The organism is Actinocrinis sp. (assembly GCF_035938995.1).
Classification (GTDB): Bacteria; Actinomycetota; Actinomycetes; order Streptomycetales; family Catenulisporaceae; genus DASZGI01.
Genome location: NZ_DASZGI010000329.1, coordinates 57,583 through 80,811, shown reverse-complemented (window position 1 = coordinate 80,811; position 23,229 = coordinate 57,583). Strand labels below are relative to the sequence as shown.

14 protein-coding genes are annotated in these 23,229 nt (G+C 69.9%); 11 read left to right on the top strand and 3 right to left on the bottom strand.

What is annotated here, in order from left to right:
• The first annotated feature begins 263 nt into the window (after positions 1–263).
• From VGZ32_RS23610 to VGZ32_RS23575, 8 genes are all read left to right on the top strand, one after another.
• Positions 264–1,682, top strand: a complete 1,419-nt coding sequence (locus tag VGZ32_RS23610) for a family 2B encapsulin nanocompartment shell protein (protein WP_326888360.1) — start codon at positions 264–266, stop codon at positions 1,680–1,682.
• A gap of 73 nt (positions 1,683–1,755) precedes the next feature.
• Positions 1,756–2,991, top strand: a complete 1,236-nt coding sequence (locus VGZ32_RS23605; protein ID WP_326888359.1) for a family 2 encapsulin nanocompartment cargo protein terpene cyclase — start codon at positions 1,756–1,758, stop codon at positions 2,989–2,991.
• Positions 2,988–3,893 carry a geranyl diphosphate 2-C-methyltransferase gene (locus tag VGZ32_RS23600; protein ID WP_326888358.1) on the top strand — a complete coding sequence of 302 codons (906 nt, stop codon included), beginning with the start codon at positions 2,988–2,990 and terminating at the stop codon, positions 3,891–3,893. The genes VGZ32_RS23605 and VGZ32_RS23600 overlap by 4 nt, the downstream gene beginning before the upstream one ends.
• A gap of 235 nt (positions 3,894–4,128) precedes the next feature.
• Positions 4,129–5,574, top strand: a complete 1,446-nt coding sequence (locus tag VGZ32_RS23595; protein WP_326888357.1) for a glycosyl hydrolase family 79 C-terminal domain-containing protein — start codon at positions 4,129–4,131, stop codon at positions 5,572–5,574.
• Positions 5,575–5,758: 184 nt separating this feature from the next.
• Complete coding sequence (locus VGZ32_RS23590; protein ID WP_326888355.1) at positions 5,759–7,813, top strand: acyl-CoA dehydrogenase family protein; 2,055 nt, start codon at positions 5,759–5,761, stop codon at positions 7,811–7,813.
• A 265-nt stretch (positions 7,814–8,078) separates the two neighbouring features.
• The gene (locus VGZ32_RS23585; protein ID WP_326888354.1) at positions 8,079–9,242 is read left to right on the top strand and encodes an alpha/beta hydrolase; all 1,164 of its coding nucleotides are present in this window, start codon (positions 8,079–8,081) and stop codon (positions 9,240–9,242) included.
• A 7-nt stretch (positions 9,243–9,249) separates the two neighbouring features.
• Entirely contained in the window at positions 9,250–10,572 is a 1,323-nt protein-coding gene (locus tag VGZ32_RS23580; protein ID WP_326888353.1) for a glycosyltransferase family 2 protein, read from the top strand.
• Positions 10,565–11,668, top strand: coding sequence for a glycoside hydrolase family 26 protein (locus VGZ32_RS23575; RefSeq protein WP_326888352.1), 1,104 nt, complete (start codon positions 10,565–10,567; stop codon positions 11,666–11,668). The genes VGZ32_RS23580 and VGZ32_RS23575 overlap by 8 nt, the downstream gene beginning before the upstream one ends.
• Here the strand turns inward: VGZ32_RS23575 and VGZ32_RS23570 are convergent.
• The 3 genes from VGZ32_RS23570 to VGZ32_RS23560 form a co-directional block, all read right to left on the bottom strand.
• Positions 11,615–12,889 carry a hypothetical protein gene (locus VGZ32_RS23570; protein WP_326888351.1) on the bottom strand — a complete coding sequence of 425 codons (1,275 nt, stop codon included), beginning with the start codon at positions 12,887–12,889 and terminating at the stop codon, positions 11,615–11,617. The genes VGZ32_RS23575 and VGZ32_RS23570 overlap by 54 nt on opposite strands.
• Before the next feature lie 175 nt (positions 12,890–13,064).
• Positions 13,065–17,216: a bifunctional nitrate reductase/sulfite reductase flavoprotein subunit alpha gene (locus VGZ32_RS23565; protein WP_349263723.1), complete on the bottom strand. Its 4,152-nt coding sequence runs from the start codon at positions 17,214–17,216 to the stop codon at positions 13,065–13,067.
• Between the two features lie 88 nt (positions 17,217–17,304).
• Entirely contained in the window at positions 17,305–18,519 is a 1,215-nt protein-coding gene (locus tag VGZ32_RS23560) for a uroporphyrinogen-III synthase (RefSeq protein ID WP_326888349.1), read from the bottom strand.
• A gap of 197 nt (positions 18,520–18,716) precedes the next feature.
• Between VGZ32_RS23560 and nirB the strand changes: the two genes are divergently transcribed.
• From nirB to VGZ32_RS23545, 3 genes are read left to right on the top strand one after another with little or no spacing between them, the layout of a single operon-like run.
• Positions 18,717–21,260, top strand: a complete 2,544-nt coding sequence (nirB, locus tag VGZ32_RS23555; RefSeq protein WP_326888348.1) for a nitrite reductase large subunit NirB — start codon at positions 18,717–18,719, stop codon at positions 21,258–21,260.
• A complete protein-coding gene (nirD, locus tag VGZ32_RS23550) occupies positions 21,257–21,685 on the top strand; it encodes a nitrite reductase small subunit NirD (protein ID WP_326888347.1) in 429 nt (142 codons plus the stop codon). The genes nirB and nirD overlap by 4 nt, the downstream gene beginning before the upstream one ends.
• Complete coding sequence (locus VGZ32_RS23545; protein ID WP_414642588.1) at positions 21,636–23,021, top strand: MFS transporter; 1,386 nt, start codon at positions 21,636–21,638, stop codon at positions 23,019–23,021. The genes nirD and VGZ32_RS23545 overlap by 50 nt, the downstream gene beginning before the upstream one ends.
• Positions 23,022–23,229: the final 208 nt, after the last annotated feature.

Here is a 23,229-nt window from a genome sequence, read left to right as displayed (position 1 = left end):
TATAGTCGGCGAAGGTGATCCAAACCACGCGAAAGTGTGGTTGAGCTGGCATTTCTTTACCAATGGCATGTCAGATGCCGTATGTGCATGACACGGACTCAGTCGAGCTGATCAATCCCCCGTTAGCGTTACTCAGAGTCACTTTGTGATTACTGAGCGCCATAAGTGCTCCCTGGGCGCCATTGGCGATCGCCTGCTGCCCCGTTTTGCTTAGGAGGCAGAGGCACGATGCGCAATTCGATCCGTTTCGGAGGCGGCCTTACATGACAGCGACGATTCCCGAACCGTCCGGACTGGGGCCGGCGAGCGAGCAGACCCGGCAGAGCCTGAGCATCGCGGCGGCGCGGAATCTGGCGACGACCACCAAGTCCGCCCCCCAGATGCAGGGGATCAGCTCGCGCTGGCTGCTGCGCAAGCTGCCGTGGGTGCAGGTGTCGGGCGGCACGTACCGGGTCAACCGGAGGCTCAGCTACGCGATCGGGAGCGGCCGGGTCAGCTTCCTCCGGACGGGCACCGATCTGCGGGTCTTCGCGCCTTCCCTCGTCGAGCTGCCCGGGCTGCGCAGCGTCGACGACGCCGCGCTGCTGGAAGCGCTGGCGTCCCGCTTCACCCCGCGCGAGGTCGCCGCCGACGAGGTGATCGTCGAGGAGGGCCGGCCGGTCGACGAGGTCTACCTGGTCGGCCACGGCAAGGTGAACAAGGTCGGCACCGGCAAGTACGGACAGACCACAGTGCTCGGCTACGCCGCCGACGGTGACCACATCGGCGAGGAGGCCCTGGGCCGCTCCGATGCGCGGTGGGATTACACCGTCAAGGCGGCCACGGCGGGCACGCTGTTGGTTCTGCCCTGGCGCGCGTTCCAGGAGCTGTTCGACAGCTCCGAGGCGCTGCGCGAGTCGGTCATGCGGTACCTCACCGACACGCAGCAGGCGAACCGCCACGGCGAGCATACGGTCGAACTCGCCTCCGGCCACGACGGCGAGGTCGAGCTGCCCGGCACCTACGTGGACTACGAAGTCGAACCGCGCGAGTACGAGCTGAGCGTGGCCCAGACCGTGCTGCGGATCCACAGCCGGGTCGCGGACCTCTACAACGACCCGATGGACCAGACCGAGCACCAGCTGCGGCTGACCATCGAGGAGCTGCGCGAACGCCAGGAGTGGGAGCTGGTCAACAACCCGGACTTCGGCCTGCTGCACAACGCCGACAACGACCAGCGCATCCAGACCCACTCCGGCCCACCGACGCCGGACGACCTGGACGAGCTGCTGAGCATGCGCCGCGGCACCCGGCTCTTGCTGGCCCACCCCAAGGCGATCGCGGCGTTCGGCCGTGAGTGCAACAGCCGCGGCCTGTACTTCGGCTCCGCGGACGAGGAGGGCCACCGGATCCCCGCCTGGCGGGGCGTGCCGATCTTCCCCTGCGGCAAGATCCCGGTCGGCGACGGGCACACCACCTCGATCCTCGCCCTGCGCACCGGCGAGGACGACCAGGGCGTGGTCGGCCTGCACCAGACCGGCATCCCCGACGAGTACGAGCCCGGACTCAACGTGCGCTTCATGGGGATCAACGAGAAGGCCGTCATCTCCTACCTGGTGTCCACGTACTTCTCGGCCGCCGTGCTGGTGCCGGACGCGCTGGGTGTGCTCGAGAACGTGGAGATCTCCAGGCCGCGGTCTTGATCCAGCCGCTTGACGCAGGTTCCGATGCGCTCGCGCACGGCGTTCATCTTCAGGAGAGGAACTTCAGGTCGCCATGTCCCTGTTGAACCGTGTGGCCGCGCCTCCCGCGCGGCACGAAGCCGCCGCGCTGGCCGCCGCCCTGCTCGCCGCGCCGCCCTCGGCACCGGCCTCACTTCGGCCCGCGAAGCCGGTCCTCGGCGGGCCGCGCGGCTTGGGCACCTCGTCGCTGCGTCCCGTTCCACCTCGGGCCGACCGCGCCCCGCTCGGTCGGCCCGGCACCGGCGGCGCGCAGCCTGACCAGGCCGCGCAGAACGGAGCCAGCCAGAACGGAACAGTGCCCGAGCTCTACTCCCCGCCCGCGCTGCGCGACGACCCGGCGCTCGGCGAGCTGGTCAACGAGCGGCTCCTCGCGTGGGCCAAGGAGATCGGCCTCTACCCGGACAGCCTCGACCACGTCCGGGAGGCGAACTTCGGCCGCTTCATCATGCTCGTCCACCCCGAGAGCGAGGACCCGGACCGGCTGCTGGCCGCCGCCAAATGCGCGCTCGCCGAGTGGGCTACCGACGACGCGTACTGCGATGACGAGTCCGAGGGCGCCCGGCCCGACCTGCTGGGCGCCCGGCTCGGCTTGGCGTACGCGACTATCGATCCGCCGGTGATCGGGGCGCAGCGTCAGCCGGCGCTGGACGCGGCGTTGCGCGAGGACCCGGTTCGTGTCGCGCTGGGTTCCGCGCTCGGGCATCTCGCGCGGTACGCGACCCCTGGACAGGTCGACCGGCTGCGTCTCGAACTGGCCGCGCTGTTCAACGGCTACAACACCGAGGGGTCCTGGCGCCGCACCGACTTCGTCCCACCCGTGTGGCAGTACCTCGCCGAACGCCAGCAGAACAGCTTCATGCCAACCATCGCCGTGATCGATGTCGTCGGCGGCTATCACTTGTCAGCGACCGAGTACGGCGCTCCCCCGGTGCGCCGGGCGGTGCTGATGGCGGGCCTGGCCACCACGCTCGTCAACGACCTGTATTCGATGAGCAAGGAGCAGCGCGGCGCCCAGTACGACTACAACCTGCCCACGCTGATCGCCGCCGAGGAGCAGTGCTCGCCCGGCGAGGCAGTGCGGCGCGCCGCAGCGCTGCACGACGAGCTGGTCCGCACCTACGAGCATGAAGCCGCCGCGCTGGCCGCCGCCGGCTCGCCCGCGCTGGCTCGGTTCCTGGCCGGGGTGTGGGCCTGGCTCGGCGGCAACCACGAATGGCACCGCACCACCGCCCACTACGCGACGGCCCGCGAAAAGGAGTCGACCCGATGACGCAGTCCCCGCCCGACACGCAGCCCGTGACGCAGCCCGTGACGCAGTCCCTGTCTCAGCTCTCCCCGGTGCTGCGCACCGCGTATCAGCGGGCTGTCGCGCAGTACTGGGACACGCACACGCAGGACCCGGTCAATCTGCGGCTCGGCGAGGTGGACGGGTTCTACCACCACCATTACGGCCTCGGCGACTACGACCCGGCCGTCCTGGAAGTGTCGCCGGACGAGCGCGACCAGCGGATCATCGAGGAGCTGCACCGGCTGGAGAGCGCGCAGGCCGACGTCCTGCTCGACAACCTCGGCGTGGTGGGACCGGGCGACCGGCTGCTCGACGCGGGCTGCGGCCGCGGCGGCACCAGCCTGATGGCGCACTACCGGTTCGGCTGCCGCGTCGACGGGGTCACCATCTCCGAGTACCAGGCCGGTTTCGCCAACGACCGGGCCGTCGAGCGCGGCGTGAGCGACGTGGTGCGCTTCCACTTCCGCAACATGCTCGACACCGGATTCGAGTCCGGCTCGAAGCGCGGCATCTGGACCAACGAGACGACGATGTACGTCGACCTGAACGAGCTCTACGCGGAATTCGCCCGGCTGCTCCCCCACGGCGGCCGGTACGTCTGCATCACCGGGTGTTCCAACGACGTCACGGGCCTGCGGTCCAAGGCGGTAAGCCGGATAGACGAGCACTACACGTGCAACATCCACCCGCGCAGCGCCTACTTCCGCGCGCTGGCCGCCAACGGCCTGACGCCGATCACCGTACTGGACCTGACGCCCGCGACGATCCCCTACTGGGAGCTGCGGGCGCAGTCCTCGGTGGCCACGGGTATCGAAGAGGCCTTCTTGACCGCGTACCGCGAAGGCAGCTTCCACTATCTATTGATCGCAGCGGACCGCGTATAACTGAATTAGCTGTTCACCGTTGTGAACATTAATCGCTTATCTGAAATTTTGCCTCACACATGCTTGCGGCGGCTCGTAACACCGACGACATTGTGGACCGTGCGTGTGCGGATCTCAGGCTTCGGCGAGCGCCTTGGCCGTCCGAGACGCAGCGCATGAGCACCGTGTACGGCGGAAACACTGTGCTCCTTCCTCATCGTGCTCAGCGTCGAAGGCAGGAGTCAGAGAAACAATCATGAGAAGTTCCGTACGCGCGCGCGCCGCCGTCGCCCTCGGTGTCACCGCCGCGACATTGATCGGCGTAGGGACGGCACAGGCGACCGGTGGCCAGGCTCAGCCCGCGAAGCACGCGAGCCTGTCGATCACCGTGCACCCCGACCAGGTCGGCAATCCGCTGCATTCCGGTTTCGTCGGGTTCTCCTTCGGGGCCGCCACCGTCGCGGCCGACAACTACGCCACGACCGACTTCGCCGGCTTCCTCAAGACGCTCGGCCCGACCGGGGTGATCCGGGTCGGCGGCAACTCCGGCGACGCGACCTTCTGGACCTCGACCGGCGAGCCCGCGCCGAGCTGGGCGACCAGCGGCGTGATCACCCCGGACAAGCTGCAGCACCTCGCCACGCTCGTCCAGTCCGTCGGCTGGAAGGTCATCCTCGCGGTCAACCTCAAGCACCCGGACCCGGCCAGGGCCGCCGACGAAGCGCACTACGCACAGCAGATCTTCGGCAGCTCCCTGCTGGCGATCGAGGTCGGCAACGAGCCCAACTTCTACTTCAGCGACGTCAACGCGTACTACGCCGAGTTCGAGACTTACGCGGCGGCCATCAAGGCGGCCGTGCCGGGCATCGGCCTCACCGCGCCCGACGCCGAGACGAACCACAGTTCGTGGCTCGGCGGGTTCGCCGCCGACGACGCCGCGCACCCGGACGTCTACGAGGTGACCGACCACACCTACCCGACCAGCGCCTGCGGCAGTTCGACCGCGACCATCCCGGAGCTGCTGGGTACCGGCTCGGTGCAGTACGAGACCGCCAACGCGCAGGCGGCGCTGGCCGCGGCCGCGCAGCTGCACGTCCCGGCCGCGATGACCGAGACCAACTCGACCGTCTGCGCCGGCATGGCGGGCGTCAGCGACGTCTTCGCCGCGGCGTTGTGGTCCCTGGACTACAGCCTCCTGCTCGCGCAGGACGGAATCGCGAGCGAGAACTTCATGAGCGGTACGACCGCCTCTGGCGCCTGCGACCCCTACACGCCGCTGTGCCCGACCACCGGCGACCTGACGCCGCGTCCGCTGTACTACGGCATGCTCGCCACCGAACTCGTCGGCACCGGCAACTTCGTGGCGCTGGACAACTCCGACTCCGCCAACATACGCGCCTATGCCGTGAAGAACGGCGACCACCTGACCGTCGTGTTGGACGACGTTCAGGACCCGGCCTCGAACCGCGCGACCAAGATCAGCCTCAACCTGGGCAGCGGCCTGCGCAGCGGAAGCTCGATCGCCCTGGCGACCTCCTCCTCCGCGGGCCTCTCGGCCACGACCGGCATCACGCTCGGCGGGCAGCAGGTCGGCCCGCACGGAGCCTTCGCGCCGCCGCAGTCCACCACCGTGCACGTCCACCACGGGGTCGCCACCGTGACCGTGCAGGCGGGGAGCGCCGTGATCATCCAGTTCTCCTGACGTAGCCGCGGTCCCCCGGGCTGAAAGTCACGACGCGGAGGCCGGGTGTACGGGTGTGTGTAGTTCGCATGGATGAATGCACCCGTCTCCCGGCCTCTGCGTCTCGGCGAAGTTACCGCCCGGTAGTAGCGTGGTAAGCCGGATGCAGTCCCCCTCGAACCCACGGCCGACGTTGGGAGCCGAGATGACCGACCTGGATTCCGGCCGCACCGAGCCCACCCCTTCTTCCGACCCCACCCCATCCACCGCCGCTGCCCCTTCTCCCGAGACCTCCCCTTCCCCTGACACCATCTCTCCCTCGACCCCCACCCCGTCCGGCGCCGAACAAGCCCGGCAGGTAGCCGAAGAGGCCCGGGAGAGCCGATGGGACCGGCCGAGCTTCGGGCGGGAGTTGTTCCTCGGCCACCTGCGCCTCGACCTGATCGATCCGCTTCCGCCGGTCGACCCGGAGGAGAGCCGGCGCGGTGAGGAGTTCCTGGCCCGGCTGCGCGAGTTCTGCGAGGCCGAGGCGGACGGCCGGTTGATCGAGCGCGAGTCCCGGATCCCGGACGAGCTGATCAACGGGCTCAAGGACCTCGGCGCGTTCGGCATGAAGATCCCGCGCGAGTACGGCGGACTCGGCCTGCCCGCGGTCTACTACCACCGGGCCCTGATGCTGGTCAGCACGGTGCATCCGTCGATCGGCGCCCTGCTCTCGGCGCACCAGTCGATCGGCGTGCCGCAGCCGGTCAAGCTCTTCGGCAACGACGAGCAGCGCAAGCTGTTCCTGCCCCGGTGCGTGCGCGAGATCACCGCGTTCCTGCTGACCGAGCCCGACGTCGGAAGCGACCCGGCACGGCTGGCCACCACCGCGGTGCCCAGCGACGACGGGCAGACCTACGTACTCGACGGCGTCAAGCTGTGGACGACCAACGGCGTGCTCGCCGACCTGCTCGTGGTGATGGCCCGGGTGCCGCGCAGCGAGGGGCACCGCGGCGGCATCACCGCGTTCGTGGTCGAGGCGCGTTCGCCGGGCATCACGGTCGAGAATCGCAATGCCTTCATGGGGCTGCGCGGCATCGAGAACGGCGTGACCCGCTTGCACCAGGTGGAGGTGCCCGCGGCCAACCGGATCGGGCGCGAGGGCGAGGGCCTGAAGATCGCGCTGACCACGCTGAACACCGGCCGTCTCGCGCTGCCCGCGGTGTGCGCGGCCGCCGCCAAGTGGAGCCTGAAGATCGCCCGCGAGTGGTCCAACGCGCGGGAGCAGTGGGGCGGGCCGATCGGCGGGCACGAGGCGGTCGCCGGCAAGCTCGCCTACATCGCCTCGACGGCGTTCGCCCTGGAGGCGGTCCTCGAGGTCTCCGGCCGGCTGGCCGACGCCGACCGGCACGACATCCGCATCGAGGCCGCGCTCGCCAAACTGTACGGCTCCGAGCAGGCGTGGCTCATCGCCGACGAACTGGTGCAGATTCGCGGCGGCCGAGGCTTCGAGACGGCCGAGTCGCTGGCCGCGCGCGGGGAGCGCGGCGTGCCGGCCGAGCAGGTGCTGCGCGATGTGCGGATCAACCGCATCTTCGAGGGCTCCAGCGAGATCATGCGGCTGCTGATCGCCCGTGAAGCAGTAGACGCGCACTTGTCCGTCGCGGGCGAAATAGTGGATCCCAAGGCAGACACCAGCCAAAAGGCCCGCGCCGCCGCCCGTGCCGGAGGCTTTTACGCACGGTGGCTTCCCGGCCTGGTGGTCGGCGAGGGACTGTCGCCGACCGGCTTCGCCGCGTACGGCCCGCTGGCCGAACACCTGCGCTTCGTGGAGCGCGCGGCACGCAGGCTGGCCCGCAACACCTTCTACGGCATGGCCCGCTGGCGAGCAGGACTGGAATACCGGCAACTCTTCCTCGGCCGCATCGTGGATATCGGCGCCGAGCTGTACGCGATGTCCGCCGCCTGCGTCTACGCGAAGACCCTGAGAGCCGAGTCCAGCGAGAAAGGCGACACCGAGGCCGCCGGCGCGGCAGAACTCGCCGACAACTTCTGCCGCCAATCGCGCCTGCGGGTCGAGGAGCTGTTCGGCCGGCTCTGGAACAACACCGACGACCACGACCGCCAGATCGCCAAACAGCTCCTCGCCAACCGGTACACCTGGCTCGAGCGCGGCATCCTCGACCCGTCCATCGACGGCCCCTGGATCGCCGACGCCACCCCCGGCCCGAGCACCCGCGAAGACCAGCGCCGCATCGTGCCGCCGACAGAGGTGTAGTGGCGCGAGGAGCCGGCGGTCCTGTGGCCGCCGGCTCCCCGTGCCGCAGCCTGGGCGGCGTAACGGATACGCCGCGCGATGCGCCTCTTCCTCGTCAGTGAACGGCTGAGGGGGTCAAGGGCATGCAAGGCGAAACGCAATATACGAATCTGCTCCCGTTTTGTGCCCTGAGACGACGTGAGCGCAACATCCGTCTTCCCAGCCGACCCGTGGGGGTTCCCGCGTCTCGGTGCGCTCTGTGTCGGCGAAGGAGAGCGCACAAACGATGAACCCGGACAGCTCGGCACTGGTGGTGGTGACGATCGCCCTGGCTGCCGCGTTCTTCGCCGGCACGCTGCGGGCGTGGCCCAAGCTCGCGAAACGGTCGGCCGACCATCTCGCCGGTCGAATAGGCCTGCTGCTGGCCACGCAGCTGTCGGTGCTCGCGGCCTTCGCGGCGGTCGTCAACAAGCAGTTCGAGTTCTACACCAACTGGGACGACCTGCTCGGGACGGTCCAGGGCGGCACCGCCACCGTGGCCGATCAGGCGCCGGCCGCGGCGGCCGCGGGCGTCGTCGGGCCGCAGATCTCGGTGCACGCCACCGGCGGCTCGGCGTTGGTCGGCGGCTCCGATCCGTCGCGCTACGGCGAGATTCAGTACGTCGCCATCCATGGCCTGCGAACCGGCTTATCTGAATCCGCCCAGGTTTATCTGCCTCCTCAGTACTTTCAGAGGTCGTATGCGAAGACGCAGTTCCCCGCAGCGATCGTGATCGCCGGTTATCCCGGCACACCGGACGAACTGTCCTCGAGCCTCGGCTTCCCCAAGCAGTTGCTGGCAGAAATGCGCGCCAAGCAGGCCGGGCCGATGGTGCTGATCATGGTCTCCCCGGAGGTCGTCGGCGGCCTGGACACCGAGTGCACGGACGTTCCGGGCGGTCCGCAGACCGAGACCTTCTGGGCGCAGGATCTGCCCACCGCGGTCGACTCCACCTACCGGGTCATGACGTGGACCAAGGGGTGGGGGCTGATCGGCGTGTCCACCGGCGGCTACTGCGCGCTGAAGCTGGCCATGATGGACTCCGACCGGTTCGCCGCCGCCGCGGACATCTCCGGCTACTTCGACGCGTTGCAGGACCACACCACCGGCACGCTCTACGCCAACAGCCAGGACGTACGCGACGAGAACGACCTGATGTGGCGGATCGAGCACCTGCCGCCGCCGCCCGTCAGCGCCCTGCTGACCACCAGCAAGACCGGCGAGGCGAACTACCAGCCGACGATGCAGTTCGCGGCGCTGGCGAAGGCGCCGATGCAAGTGAGCACGCTCGCCGAGCCGGAGGGCGGGCACAACTTCGCCACCTGGAGCGTGGAGATCGGACCCGCCCTGGCGTGGCTGTCCGACCACCTGGCCACGCCCCGCGCCGCGACCCCGGCCACGACGGACTAGCGGTCCGATGCTCGCGTTCCTGCTGGAGTTGCGCCGCTGGTGGTTCGACGGCGACTTCTATCCCTTCGCAGCCTTCATGCTGCTGGTCTGGACGCTCTGGATCATCCGCGTCGTGCTCAGGCGCCGCTATCGGCCGTGGCTGCAACCGTGGTCCGGGACGACCTCGGTCATCATCCCCGTGGTCGACGAGCCGGAAGACCTGTTCAGCGACGTGCTGTCCCGCATCGTGGGGCAGGGGCCGACCGAGGTCGTCGTCGTGATCAACGGGCGGCGCAACGAGGTGCTCGAGCGGATCTGCGACGAGGTCGGCGTGACCTGGGTCTGGACCGAGATACCGGGCAAGCGCAACGCGCTGCGCATCGGCCTGGAGCGGACCCGCGGCGAGATCGCGGTCCTGGTCGACTCGGACACGATCTGGACCCCCGGCACGCTTTTCGAGCTGGTCAAACCCTTCCGCCACCCCCAGGTCGGCGGGGTGACCACGCGCCAGCGCATCCTCGATCCGGAGCGGTCGGTGCTGACCCGGTGGGCGGACTGGCTCGAGAGCGTGCGCTGCGAGTACTCGATGCCCGCGATGAGCGTGCTGGGCACCGTCGGCTGCCTGCCCGGCCGGACCATCGCGTTCCGCAGGCGGATCCTGCTCGACTGCATGGACCGGTTCCTGAGCGAGAAGTTCCTCGGCGTCTTCCTCGAGGTCAGCGACGACCGGACGCTGACCAACTACGCGCTCATGGCCGGATACAAGACCGTCTACCAGGCCAGTTCGCTGGTCTACACGGACGCGCCGCTCAAGATAAGGAAGCTGGTCAAGCAGCAGTACCGGTGGGCCCGCGGCTCGCAGTACAACACGCTGCGGATGATGCCGTGGATGCTGCGCGAAGCCCGGTTCCTCGCGGTCTTCTACGGCGTGGACATCCTCGTGCCGTTCGTGCTGCTCGGCACGCTCGCCTCGTGGGTGGCCGCGGCGCTGACCCGCAGCAGCCGCCCGCAGATCTACGGCCTGCTGCCGTTCTCCGGCGGCGGCCTCGGCTCGCTGATCTTCATCCTGACGCTCGGGGGCATCCTGTCGCTGCTGTCCGTCTCCACCCGGTTCGGCCGCCACTTCGCCCACCGGCCCGGCGACATCCTGTTCCTGCCCGTCTTCATGGCGATCAATACCCTGATCCTGCTGCCGGTCCGGCTGGTCGGCTTCTTCCGCTGCGCGCACAACGCGGGCTGGGGCACCCGCGCCGACAGCTTCGCCGGCGAACGGGCGCGCAACCCGCTGGTCGCGATCCCCTATCTGCTCGGAAGCGTCCTGCTGTTCTTGGCGGTGTACATCAGTGTCTAGGCGGCGGACCGACGGCCAGAAGCGGGTCAGGATCTGGATGTTCGTCAACGTGTTCCTGCTCGCGTCCCTCACGGCGCTGGTGATGCACACCTCGAGCCGCCTCGATACCGCCGCGGCCAACGCAGCGACCGGGCATGCCTCCACCGCCGCGGGTCCGGCGATCAACGTCCCGGGCGGTGCGGCGCTCCCGGCGAACGTTCCGTCCAAGGCGCAGATCATGGCGACGAGCGGCAAGTACTTCGGGGTCGCCGAGCCGGACATGCCGTGGTCGGCGAACGCCGGCTCGCAGATCGCGCAGACCGCGGGCACCCCGCCCGACATGGTCGAGTACTTCGTCAACTGGACGCAGGACTTCAGCGTCGTCCCGGTGCAGGACGCCTACGCTCAAGGGATGCTCCCGGTGCTGACCTGGGAGCCCTCCCCCGGCGGCAACGCCCGCACGACGCAGGTGAACTTTCCCGAGTACAAGCTGTCCACCATCATCGACGGCTCGCACGACGCGTACATCGCGAAATTCGCCGACGCGGTGCGCGACGCGAAATGGGTCGTCGCGATCCGCTTCGCCCACGAGATGAACGGCAACTGGTACCCCTGGGCCGAAGGCGTCAACGGCAACACCACCGGCCAGTACGCCCAAGCCTGGCGGCACATCCACGACATCTTCACCCGCGAACACGCCGACAACGTCATCTGGGTCTGGGCGCCGAACATCATCCGCAGCGCCAAGACGCCGCTCAAGGAGCTCTACCCCGGAGACGCCTACGTGGACTGGGTCGGCTTGTCGGCGTACGACGTGACCGAGCACACCGCCCCGCAGCTGATCGACCCCACGCTCCAGCAGATCCGCAAGTTCACCTCGAAGCCGATGCTGATCACCGAGATCGGCAGTCAGCCCGGTTCGTTCAAGGCGGCCTGGACCACCGACTTCCTGACCTGGCTGCCCAAGCAGAGCGGCGTCATCGGGTTCATCTGGTTCGAGTACACGAAGGCGGAGGGCGCGGGCACCGACTGGGGCTTCGACGCGGACACGTCTACGCTCGCGTCATTCCGCCTGGGTATTGAGCCGATGAAACTCGTCGTCCTGCCGCTGCAATAACCGCCCGCGCACCGCCGAGCAGAGCCGCCGGAGGAACACACCGGCCGCGACGGCAGCGAAGGCCGCGCTGATCGCGCAGTGCGACAGGCCGCCGTCCAGCGAGTGCCATCGCAGCTGGTTGAGAGGGGCGAGGAGTCCCGCGGCCAGGAGCGTCGCGCAAACAGCCACATCGGCACGCGCCGCGGCCCCGCGCTGTAGCCGCCAAGCCGCCGTGATCACCCCGAGCAGAGCCGGAACCAGCACCGGCCAGAGCCATTGCGCGCAGTGTGTGAGGACGATCCGCGTGGTCGAGTGGGACGCCGACCGGTCCATCACGGTCGCCGCGATCCCGGTGAAGGACGGCGCCCGGCCGATGAGAAGGGTGATCTCCGCGAGGACGCCCGCCACCAGGGCGACGCGCTGAGCGTTCCACGCCCGCGAAGTCTTCCAGGCGGAGTAGCCCGGCCCGGCGAACGCGATGAGTGCGAAGATCACCGGATCCCAGAGCACTGTGAGATACGACGTCCAGTTCGCCGCCAGCATCAGCACCGGCGCGAGCCACACGGCGTGGCGGCCGTCGGCGAAGGCGAATCTCACCGCGAAACACGCTGACCAGACCAGCAGGCACGTCGCTGGAGCGTCGTAGGTACCTGCCCCACTGAGGTGCTGCGTCGGGCTCAGCAGCGCGAACAGCAGTGCCGCGAGCGTGCCCGCTACCGGTCCGTCGAAGCGCCGCGCGGTGCAGTACACGCCGACGTTGGCGAGCACGGCAAACAAGAGGTTGACGGCGTGCACGGCGTGGGCCCCGCCGAACGCATCGAACGCCGCAGCAAGGACCGGATAGAGCACCGGGGCGCCCGGCAGCACGGTCTCGTAACGGGTGATGTGCCGGCCGTGGAGCAGGTAGGCGATCTCCTGGTGCCCCGCCTTCACCATCGCCGCCTGATCGGCGGCGGCAGTGCCGACCACACGCCAGGCCAGTGCGATTTGAAGCGCTGCGACGGCGGTCAGGACGAGGGCTTCCCGGAGCCCGAACGACTGGGCCGGGCGCCGTTCTTCCTCATCCGTGATGCGCGGCAGGACGACCGTGACGTCTTCCGCGCCTGGAGGAGGCACGCGCACCAGATCGTTCCGCGTGTCCGCCCACAGATCGTCGTTCCAGTCCAGCGGGCCGCCGTCCGGCGGCCGCAGGCCAACCAGCTCTTCGGTGGCAGCCGCGTCGAGGGATGGCCGTAGCTCCACTCCGCGGTCGCCCCCTCGCGTTCCTCCGGCCGGAGCTTGATCGCCGGCTGCCTGAAGCGGATACGGGGGATTCTTGCATGAATCCTCGGGCCTTCCGGGGCGTTTGCAGCCACGATCGGGTCACGGGCCCACCGGGTCGAAGCGCAGCCGCGCGACCGTGCCCGGCGCCGCGGCCTCAGTAGACGTCGCGGGCGTACCGGCGCTCGGAGGCGAGGGTTTTGAGGTAGACGCCCGCTTCTTCGGCGTCGAGGTTGCCGTGGGCTGTGGCGATGTCGCGCAGGGCCTGGTCGACGTCTTTGGCCATGCGGCTGGCGTCGCCGCACACGTAGACGTGGGCGCCGTCTCTGATCCAGGCCCAGAGTTGGGCGGCGTGTTCGTGCATGCGGTCCTGCACGTAGACCTTTTCGCGTTGGTCGCGCGAGAAGGCGAGGTCGAGGCGGGTGAGCGTGCCGTGGCGCCGGAGTTCTTCGAGCTCCTCGCGGTAGTAGAAGTCGGTGGCTCGGCGCTGCTCGCCGAAGAAGAGCCAGTTGGGGGCGTGGTGGTCGCGTTCGCGGCGGTCGTGGAGGAAGCCGAGGAAGGGGGCGACGCCGGTGCCGGGGCCGATCATGATCGCGGGAGTGTCGGGGTCCGCGGGCGGCTTGAAGTGCGGGGCTTGGCGGACGAAGACGGGCACCGCCTCGGCTTCGGCGTCAAGGTCGGCGAGGAAGCCTGACGCGACGCCCGTCCTCGCGCGACCTTGATATCCCGTGTAGCGCACGACCGACACGGTGACGTCGATGTGGTCCGGGTCGGTCAGCGGGCTTGAGGAGATCGAGTAAAACCTAGGTTGCAGGGGCTTGAGCAGATCGGCCCATTCCTGCGCGCTCAGGCGCGGCCCGAACTCCCGGACCACGTCGACCGCCTGCCTGCCCCAGGCCCACTTGGCCGTCTCCGCCTTGTTGCCCTGCCGCAGCAGGCGCTTGAGACCGTGGTCGCCGGTGCGGTCGAGGGCGAGGCGGAGCAGGTCCGGGGTGATGCGTGTGATGTCGAGGTGTCGGCGCAGCGCCTCGGCGAAGGGCACCGGGTTCGGAGTCGCGGTCTGGCCCATGTCCTGATTCGCGACGATCACCTCGGCGTCGGCGGCGACCGCGGTGGCGGCGAGCCATTCTTCGACCAGGTCCGGGCGGTTGGCAGGCCACACGCCGAGCGCGTCGCCCGCCTCGTACTCCAGCGATCCGCCGCCGGTGTCGAGGGTGAACTGGCGCACTTCCTTCGTCGCGCCGGGTCGGCTCAAGAGGCGGTTGGCGGTGAGGCGGGCGGCGAACGGCTCGGCGCGTGTCGGCCGGGCTGGTCTGCTCGCGACCGATGGCGTGGGCCGGGGATCGGCCAGCAGGCTGACCACACGCGTAAGCCACTGCGTGGCGGTCGGCTCGTAGTCGGGTTCGCAGTCCACCCGCGCGGTCAGGCGTTCGGCGCCGAGCTCGAAAAGCCGCTGGTCCAGGCGTCGGCCATGGCCGCAGAACTCGGCGTAGCCGGAGTCGCCGAGGGCCAGCACGGCATAGCGCAGGCTCTCCAGACGCGGCGCGTTCTCGGCCGCGAGGGCGTGCCAGAACTCGCTGCCGTTGTCCGGGGCGTCTCCGTCCCCGTACGTGCTCGTGACGACGAGTACGTCGGTCAGTTGGCGGATGTCTGCCAGAGTGATGCGTTCCATGCTGGTCAGCGAGACGCGGAAACCGCGGTCGGTCAGAGTGCTGGAGGTCTTCTGTGCAATCGCCTCGGCGTTCCCGGTCTGGGAGGCCCAGAGGACGGCGATCGTGCGCATCGGCTGCGCACCGTCGGTCGCGGGAGCCTGCGCAGGTGCGTCGACGGCGATGCGCGTACGCGAGTAGACCCCAGCGAGCAGGCCGTTGACCCATAGCGCGTTGTCGGGATGGAGCGGCGCGTTCGCCGGCAGCGTCGGTACGCAGGAGGCATCCGGTGCCGCGGCGAGCCCGGCGAGGAAGCCGGTCAGGTAGCGCTGCTCGATCGGGTTGAAGTCCGGCGGGGCCGGCGTGGAAAGGCCGAGGTGAGAGGCGAGATCGAACGCCGACGCCGGGACCGGCCGCGGTTGCCCGCCCTGCGGGACGGGTTGTGCCTCCGCAGGGGCCGGGACCTTGGTCAGCGTGACGGCGCAGTGCTTGAACTCCGGTTGGAACGAGACGGGGTCGACGGCGTCGTTCGTCACCGCGTTCACGCTCAAGTACTCTCCGAACAGGTCGTTCCAATGGAACGGGGCGAAGCAGTCCCCCGGCCGCACCCGATCCGTGATGCGCGCGGGCAGCACCGCCCGGCCGCGGCGCGAGGCCACCTCGATCTGGTCACCCTCGGCGATCCCGAGCCGCTGCGCGTCCTGCGGGTGGATCTCCACGAACGGGCCGGGATTGAGCTTCGTGAGCTTGTCGATCTTGCCGGTCTTCGTCATCGTGTGCCACTGGTGCGGCAGCCGGCCGGTGTTGAGCACGAACGGGTGGTCGTCGTCCGGCAGTTCGGCGGCGGGCAGGTGCGGGCGCGCGTGGAAGACGGCGCGGCCGCTCAAGGTCGGGAACGCCAGGCGCGGCCGGGTCCCGTCCGGTCGTTCCAGCAGCTTCTGGCTGACGCCGTCGTTCAGATACCGCACGGGATTGCGCGCCGGGCCGTCCTCGCGTGCGGCGGGCCACTGCACCGGGGTACGGCATAGTCGCTGGTAGGTGACGCCGCGCAGGTCCCAGCCGGTTTTCGGGTTCCAGGCCCGCTTGAGCTCCTCGAAAACCTCCGTAGCGCTCTCGTACGTGAACGCCTCGGCGAAGCCCATCGCGCAGGCGATGTCGGCGATGATCCGCCAGTCGGGGCGGGCCTCGCCGGGCGGATCGACCGCCTGCCGATTCAGGGTCAGGTTCCGCTCGGAGTTCACCATGACGCCCTCGGCCTCGGTCCACAGCGCCGCGGGCAGGGCGATGTCGGCGTATGCGTTGGTCTCGGTTTCCGCAAAGGCGTCCTGGGTCACCACCAGCTCGGCGGCTTCGAGCCCTTCGATCACGGTTCTGCGGTTGGCGACGGAGGCGACGGGGTTGGTGCAGATGATCCAGCAGGCCTTGATCTCCCCGGCGGCCATGCGCTCGAACATCTCGATCGTGCCGCGGCCGACGTCCGTGCGCAGCGTGCCCGGCGGCAGGTCCCAGAGCGCTTCGGTGAAGGCGCGGTCTTCGGGGTCGAGCACCGAGCGCTGCCCGGGAAGGCCCGGCCCCATGTAGCCCATCTCGCGTCCGCCCATGGCGTTCGGCTGGCCGGTCAGGGAGAACGGGCCCGCACCGGGGCGGCAGATCGCGCCGGTCGCCAGGTGCAGGTTGATCAGCGTGTTGGTGTTCCAGGTGCCGTGTGTGGACTGGTTCAGGCCCATGGTCCAGCAGCTCATCCAGCGCCGGCCCGCGTCGGCGATCCACTGCGCCGCTTGCCTGATGCCGGCCTCATCGAGCCCTGTGGTCCCGGCGACCATCGTGGGCTGATAGTCCTCCAGGAAGCCGGGCATCTGCGCCCAGCCTTCTGTGTGCTCCTCAATGAACGCCTGGTCGATCACGCCCTGCTCCACCAGCAGGTGAAGCAGGCCGTTGAGGAGGGCGAGATCCGTGCCCGGCTTTATCTGGAGGAAGAGGTCTGCCTTGGCCGCGGTCGCGGTGCGCCGCGGGTCGACGACGATGAGTTTCGCGCCCGCCTTGACCCGCTCCATCATCCGCAGGAACAGGATCGGGTGGCAGTCGGCCATGTTCGAGCCGATGACGAGGAACAGCTCCGCCTGATCGAAGTCCTCGTAGGAACCCGGCGGGCCGTCCGCGCCGAGCGAGAGCTTGTATCCGCTGCCCGCGCTGGCCATGCACAGCCGCGAGTTGGACTCGATCTGGTTGGTCCGCACGAAGCCCTTGGCCAGCTTGTTCGCGAGGTACTGGGCCTCGAGCGTCATCTGGCCGGAGACGTAGAACGCCAGCGCGTCCGGTCCGTGCTCGGCCAGGATCGCGCGCAGCCGTCGCGCGCTCTCGGCGACTGCGTCGTCCATCGAGGTCGGCGCGGGCGCCGCGCCGCGTTCCGCGCGGATCAGCGGTTCGGTGAGCCGGCCGCCAACGGCCAACATCTCCGCGCTCGTCGCTCCCTTGGTGCACAGTCGGCCGGCGTTGGCCGGGTGGGCCTTGTCTCCTGAGACCTTGACGACGCGGCGGAGTCCGTGGGCGTCTTCGGCGATGTCGAGCACGACGCCGCAGCCGACCCCGCAGTATGAGCACGCCGCGCTCGTCTGGTCGGCCCCGGTCCCAAGGCGGAGCACGGGTGATGTCTTCTCCACGGTCACGCGGCGACAATCAGCGGAAGGGCGGCCGCGGTTCGGCGGCCGACGCGCCGCGCGCCGGTCACTGCGCTCGCCATCCAGCCGGTCATTGGGCCACGTCCGGCCGGACGGCGAGGCGGTAGCCGCGCTTGGTCACGGTGCGGATCAGGTCGCCGTCGGAGCCCAGCGCCGTACGCAGCCGCGCGATCGTCGCCTCGACCACGTGCTCGTCCCGGCCGCCGGCCGTCGTCACCGCGTTCCGCGTGCCCCAGGCGCGGCGCAGCAGGTCGCTGCGCGAGACCACGAGCCCCGGCCGCCTGGCGAGTTCCCCGAACACCGCGGCCAGCACCGGCGGCAGCAGCACCGGCTCCCCTCCGGCGAGCGCGGCGGTGCCTTGGATCACCAGCGTGCGCCCGTCCTCCGTCGGGATGCTCCTGCGCACCCGCGCCGGGATCGCCGTGCACAGCTCCGCGACGAGCGCGCCGAGGCGTGCGCGGTCGGGCTGCACAGTCGGCACGTCCACCGCTTCGAACGGCCCCGCGCACACCGGACCGACGCACGCGGCGATCACGTCGGTGCGAAACGCCTCCAACACTCGGTCGAGGACGTCCTCGCCGGCCGCCGCCGCGGCCTCGAGGAGCGCCTCGGCCCCGGGCGCCGAGGTGAAGGCGACGGCGTGCACCTCGCGCGCGGCGATCGTGTTGATCAGCCGGCCGACCGCGGTCCGGTCCTCCGGCGGATTCCACCGGTATACCGGCACGGCGATCACTTCGGCACCGTCACCGCGCAGCTCGGTGGCCAGGTCGCAGTCGATGGCCGGGTCGGTGGCGCCGTACTGCTGCACGGCGATGCGCTTGCGCGCGATCTCCCGGGCGCGCAGCCATGCGAGCACCTCGCTGCACAGCTCGGAGGCGGCGGCGAAGTCTTCGCGCAGGCCGCTGGCGCGCACCGCGCCGGTGGCCTTCGGCCCGCGCGACACGACCGTCGCTCGCGCCAGCGTCGCCTGCAACTCCTCCGCCCAGCCCCAGCCCTCGGCCGCGGAGATCCAGCCGCGCCAGCCGCGCCCGGTGGTGGCCACGGCGTAGTCCAGCGGCGCCCGCAGGCACTCGGCGGTGGCGGCGCGCGCCTCGGTGTCGTCCTCCAACGGCACCAGCTTGCGGGTCGGCGCCTCGATCACCCGGGCCCCGCGCCGACGCAGCAGCGCGACCATGTCATCGCGCCGCCGGTCAGCCGTCACCGCGACGGTGCAGCCCAGCAGCGGCTGATCCCCGAAACCCGGCTCGAGCACCGGGGTCCTGGGGGTGGGCTGCGCGCTCGACATGGCGGCAGGTTGCGCGAACTGTGTTTCGCGGTTGTTGCGCGGCGGAAACGCCGCCGTAAGCCACCGTCGTACTTGGGCGATCCGCGGAAACTGATCAGCCTGTGCCGACCGGGAAACAGTCGCGACGCACCGGCGTCACGGGCATGGCCGAACGTGCTCTCGTCCCACTCTTTTCCAGCGAGGACGGTAACGCACGCATGAGGATCTTGATCGCCGGCTACGGGATGGTCGGGCACCGCTGCGCGGAGCTGCTCGCCGGCTTGGCTCCGCAGGCGGAGATCACCGTGTTCGCCCAGGAGCCGCGTCCGGCGTACGACCGGGTGCACCTGACGTCGTTGTTCGACGGCGCGAGCGCGGAGGATCTGACCTATCCCGAGCCTGCGGGCGTACGGGTGGTGCTCGGCCGGACGGTCGTGAGCATCGACCGGGCGGCCCGGGCGGTGCACACGGACTCGGGCGAGCGATACGACTATGACTTCCTCGTCCTGGCCACCGGCTCGCGCCCGTTCGTTCCGCCGGTGCCCGGCCACGACCTGCCCGGTTGCTTCGTGTACCGCACGGTCGAGGACGTTGACGCGATCAAGCGTTACGCGGCGGGGCGCCGCGTCGGCGCGGTGGTCGGCGGCGGGCTGCTCGGTCTGGAGGCCGCCGGGGCGCTGCGCTCGCTCGGTCTCGAGACGCACGTAGTGGAGTTCGCGCCGCGACTGATGCCCCTGCAGGTCGACGAGGCCGGCGGCGGGGCGCTGCGGCGGCGTATCGAGGAGCTGGGCGTCGCCGTGCACGCCGCGACCCGCACCGACGCCGTGTGCGCCGGACCTGACGGCGCGGCGGCGAGCATGGTGCTGGCCTGCGGCGACGAGAAGCGTGATCTCGGGGTCGACCTGGTCGTCTTCGCGGCGGGCGTGCGGCCGTGCGACGACCTGGCCCGCGCAAGCGGCCTCGAGGTCGGCGAGCGCGGCGGCATTCGCGTCGATGACCACTGTCGGACGACCGACCCGCGCATCTACGCGGTCGGCGAGTGCGCTCTCGCGGTCGACGGGCGGGTTTACGGACTCGTGGCCCCGGGCTACGCGATGGCGGAGACGGCCGCGCGGGACATCGTCGACCGCGACCCGAAACCGTTCACCGGCGCCGACCTGTCCACCAAGCTCAAGCTGCTCGGCGTGGACGTCGCATCGTTCGGTGACGCCTTCGCCGCCGCGCCCGGCGCCGTCATCGTCCACTATGCCGACGACACAGAGGGCGTCTACAAGAAGCTGGTCGTGGACGAGGCGGGCGCACTGCTCGGCGGAATCCTCGTCGGCGACGCCGCCGCCTACGACACACTCAAGCCGCTGGCCGGAACCGGCACCAAGCTGCCGATCGCGCCGATCCGGCTGCTGCTGCCCGCGGCGGAAGGCGGCGGCCCGGCCCTCGGCATCGGCGCACTGCCGGATTCGGCCACGATCTGCAGCTGCCACAACGTCTCCAAGGGCGACCTCACCCGAGCGATCGTCGAAGCAGGCTGCGACAGCGTAGGCGCGCTCAAGCAGTGCACGAAGGCGGCTACCGGCTGCGGCTCCTGCGTTCCGCTCCTCGGCAAGCTCCTCGCCTCGTGCGGTGTCGAAGCCTCCACCGCGCTGTGCGCGCACTTCCCGCAGACCCGCGCGGAGCTCTACGAGATCGTGTCGGTGCGCCGGATCGACAGCTTCGCCCGGCTGCTGGCCGAGCACGGCGTCAGCCAGGAGGGCTGCGAGATCTGCAAGCCGGCCGTCGCCTCGATCTTCGCCTCGCTGGCCGGGAAGCTCGGCGGCCCCACGCACATCCTCACCGGCGAGCAGGCCGCGCTGCAGGACACCAACGACCACTTCCTGGCGAACATCCAGCGCAACGGCTCGTACTCGATCGTCCCGCGGATCCCCGGCGGAGAGATCACCCCGGAGAAACTCATCGTCATCGGCGAGGTGGCCCGCGACTTCGGCCTGTACACGAAGCTCACCGGCGGGCAGCGGATCGACTTGCTCGGCGCCCGCGTCGAACAGCTCCCGGCGATCTGGCGCCGCCTGGTGGACGCGGGCTTCGAATCAGGACACGCCTATGGCAAGGCGGTGCGCACGGTCAAGTCCTGCGTCGGCTCCACTTGGTGCCGGTACGGCGTGCAGGACTCGGTCCGTCTCGCCATCGACCTCGAGCTGCGCTACCGCGGACTGCGCGCCCCGCACAAGATCAAGGCCGCCGTCTCCGGCTGCGCCCGCGAATGCGCCGAGGCGCAGGGCAAGGACATCGGCGTGATCGCCACCGAGAACGGCTGGAACCTGTACGTCGGCGGCAACGGCGGCTTCCGGCCGCGGCACGCGGACCTGTTCGCCAAGGACCTGAGCGAGCCGGAGCTGATCCAGGCGATCGACAGGTTCCTGATGTTCTACATCCGCACCGCCGAGCGGCTGGAGCGCACGGCCACCTGGATCGAGCGCATCGAGGGCGGGCTCGAGCATGTGCGCGACGTCGTGCTGGACGACAGCCTCGGGCTGTGCGCCGAGCTGGACGAGCTGATGACCGCCCACGTGGCGGGCTACGCCGACGAGTGGCGCGCGGCCATCGAGGATCCGGAGACGCTGCGCCGCTTCGCCTCCTTCGTCAACGCGCCGGACGAGCCGGACGCGTCGATCGAGTTCACCGCCGAGCGCGGACAGATCAAACCTCTGCTGGCGATCGGCAGGCCCCCGCACCGCAACGACAAGGAACTGGTGAGCACGCCGTGACCATCACTCTCGAGAGCCCGGCCGAGCATCACCCAGCCGCCATCGCCCCCGCGTGGGTCCCGATCTGCCCTGTGGACGAGCTGATCCCGGGCCGGGGCGTGGCCGCCCTGCTGAACCCCGGCACCCGCGCCGAGCCGCAGATCCAGGTCGCTGTGTTCCGCACCTCAACCGGACAGCTGTACGCGGTCGACAACCGCGACCCCTTCACCGGGGCCTGCGTCATCTCCCGCGGCCTGATCGGCACCCGCGAGGGGACCCACACGGTCGCGTCGCCGATGCTCAAGCACGTCTTCGACCTGCGCACCGGTCGGTGCATGGACGGTCCGGCCGGCCCGCAGCCCGAGGCGTTGCCTGTATACCCCGTGCGCTGCGTCGATGGGCACATCTACGTCGCCGCAGCCGAATCCACCCAGAACGGAGCGTGACCGCACCGTGCCCGCTGCCCCGCCCCTGAGCCGCACCCCGATCACCGACTGGCGACCTGAGGACTCCGAGTTCTGGGACGCGGGCGGAGACCGGGTCGCCCGGCGCAACCTGGTGTTCTCCATCCTCACCGAGCACATCGGCTTCTCCGTCTGGTCGCTGTGGTCGGTGCTCGTGCTCTTCCTCGGCCCGGCCTACCACGTGGACGCCGCGGGGAAGTTCGTGCTCACCGCCGTTCCGACGGCCATCGGCGCGGCGATGCGGGTGCCCTACAGCATCGCCGTCGTGCGCTTCGGCGGACGTACCTGGACCGTCATCAGCGCCCTGCTCCTGCTCGTACCCTGCGCCCTCGCCGCGACCCTGATCACCCCCGGCATCTCGTACAGCACCCTGATGCTGCTCGCCGCACTCGCAGGCGTCGGGGGCGGCAACTTCGCCTCCTCGATGACGAACATCAACGGCTTCTATCCGCAGCGCCTCAAGGGTTGGGCGCTGGGCCTGAACGCGGGCGGCGGAAACCTCGGGGTCGCGGTCGTGCAGCTTGCCGGGCTCGCGGTGCTCGCGTGGGCCGGGTCCGGCCACCCGCGGCTGCTGGCCGGGGTCTACCTGCCGCTCATCGTCCTCGGCTCGCTGGGTGCCGGGCTGTGGATGGACAACCTGCCCCGGCCCGCCGACCGCTTCCCGGCGGTGCGCGCCGCCTGCCGCGAGCCGCACACGTGGGTGATCTCGGCGCTCTACATCGGCACCTTCGGATCGTTCATCGGCTACAGCTTCGCCTTCGGGCAGGTGCTGCAGATCCAGTTCAAGGCGCAGTTCGCCACCCCCGTGGACGCGGCCTACCTGACCTTCCTCGGCCCGCTGATCGGCTCGTTCACCCGGCCCGTCGGCGGCAGGCTCGCGGACCGCTACGGCGGTGCTCAGGTGACCGTGTGGAGTTTCGCCGCCATGGCGGCGAGCGCGGCGCTCGTCCTCGCCGCGTCCGCACAGCACTCGCTCGCGATGTTCGTCACAGGATTCGTGCTGTTGTTCGCCCTCAGCGGCGTAGGCAACGGGTCCGTCTACAAGATGATCCCAGGGCTCTTCCATGAGCGGGTCGCCACCCTCGGCGAGGAGCGCGCGCAGAGCCTGGCGGGCGCCCTGATCGCCATCGCCGGCGCGATCGGCGCGTTCGGCGGCGTCCTGGTCAACCTGGCCTTCCGCGAATCCTTCCTGACGTACCACACCGGCACCGCCGCGTATGCGACCTTCCTCGCCGCCTATGTCGTTCTCGGCGGCCTGACGTACACGGTCTACCAGCGGCGCGCACTGCTCCGACCGGCTTCAGCCCTCGCCCGCTGAACGCACCGGTTTAACTACAACTACACCTCGCCCACCACGTCGGGCGGCCGCCAAGCCTGCGAGAACGTCGGCTCGGCGGCCGCCCGCGTGCGAATGCCGCCGCCAGGTGCTGAAATGGCAACACCGGGGCCTGTTCCGTAGCGCTCGTCGCCGCATCAACGCTCCACCCTCGGGTACGCGGTGCGATTCGCGCATGCTCACGCGGTTC

Excerpts from the sequence above, each read along its gene's own strand:
- VGZ32_RS23580 (WP_326888353.1), top strand. The coding sequence starts at position 9,250 with ATGCTCGCGTTCCTGCTGGAGTTGCGCCGCTGGTGGTTCGACGGCGAC.
- VGZ32_RS23585 (WP_326888354.1), top strand. The coding sequence starts at position 8,079 with ATGAACCCGGACAGCTCGGCACTGGTGGTGGTGACGATCGCCCTGGCT.
- VGZ32_RS23605 (WP_326888359.1), top strand. The coding sequence starts at position 1,756 with ATGTCCCTGTTGAACCGTGTGGCCGCGCCTCCCGCGCGGCACGAAGCC.
- VGZ32_RS23545 (WP_414642588.1), top strand. The coding sequence starts at position 21,636 with ATGGGCACATCTACGTCGCCGCAGCCGAATCCACCCAGAACGGAGCGT.
- VGZ32_RS23600 (WP_326888358.1), top strand. The coding sequence starts at position 2,988 with ATGACGCAGTCCCCGCCCGACACGCAGCCCGTGACGCAGCCCGTGACG.
- nirB (WP_326888348.1), top strand. The coding sequence starts at position 18,717 with ATGAGGATCTTGATCGCCGGCTACGGGATGGTCGGGCACCGCTGCGCG.
- VGZ32_RS23595 (WP_326888357.1), top strand. The coding sequence starts at position 4,129 with ATGAGAAGTTCCGTACGCGCGCGCGCCGCCGTCGCCCTCGGTGTCACC.
- VGZ32_RS23560 (WP_326888349.1), bottom strand. The coding sequence starts at position 18,519 with ATGTCGAGCGCGCAGCCCACCCCCAGGACCCCGGTGCTCGAGCCGGGT.
- VGZ32_RS23610 (WP_326888360.1), top strand. The coding sequence starts at position 264 with ATGACAGCGACGATTCCCGAACCGTCCGGACTGGGGCCGGCGAGCGAG.
- VGZ32_RS23590 (WP_326888355.1), top strand. The coding sequence starts at position 5,759 with ATGACCGACCTGGATTCCGGCCGCACCGAGCCCACCCCTTCTTCCGAC.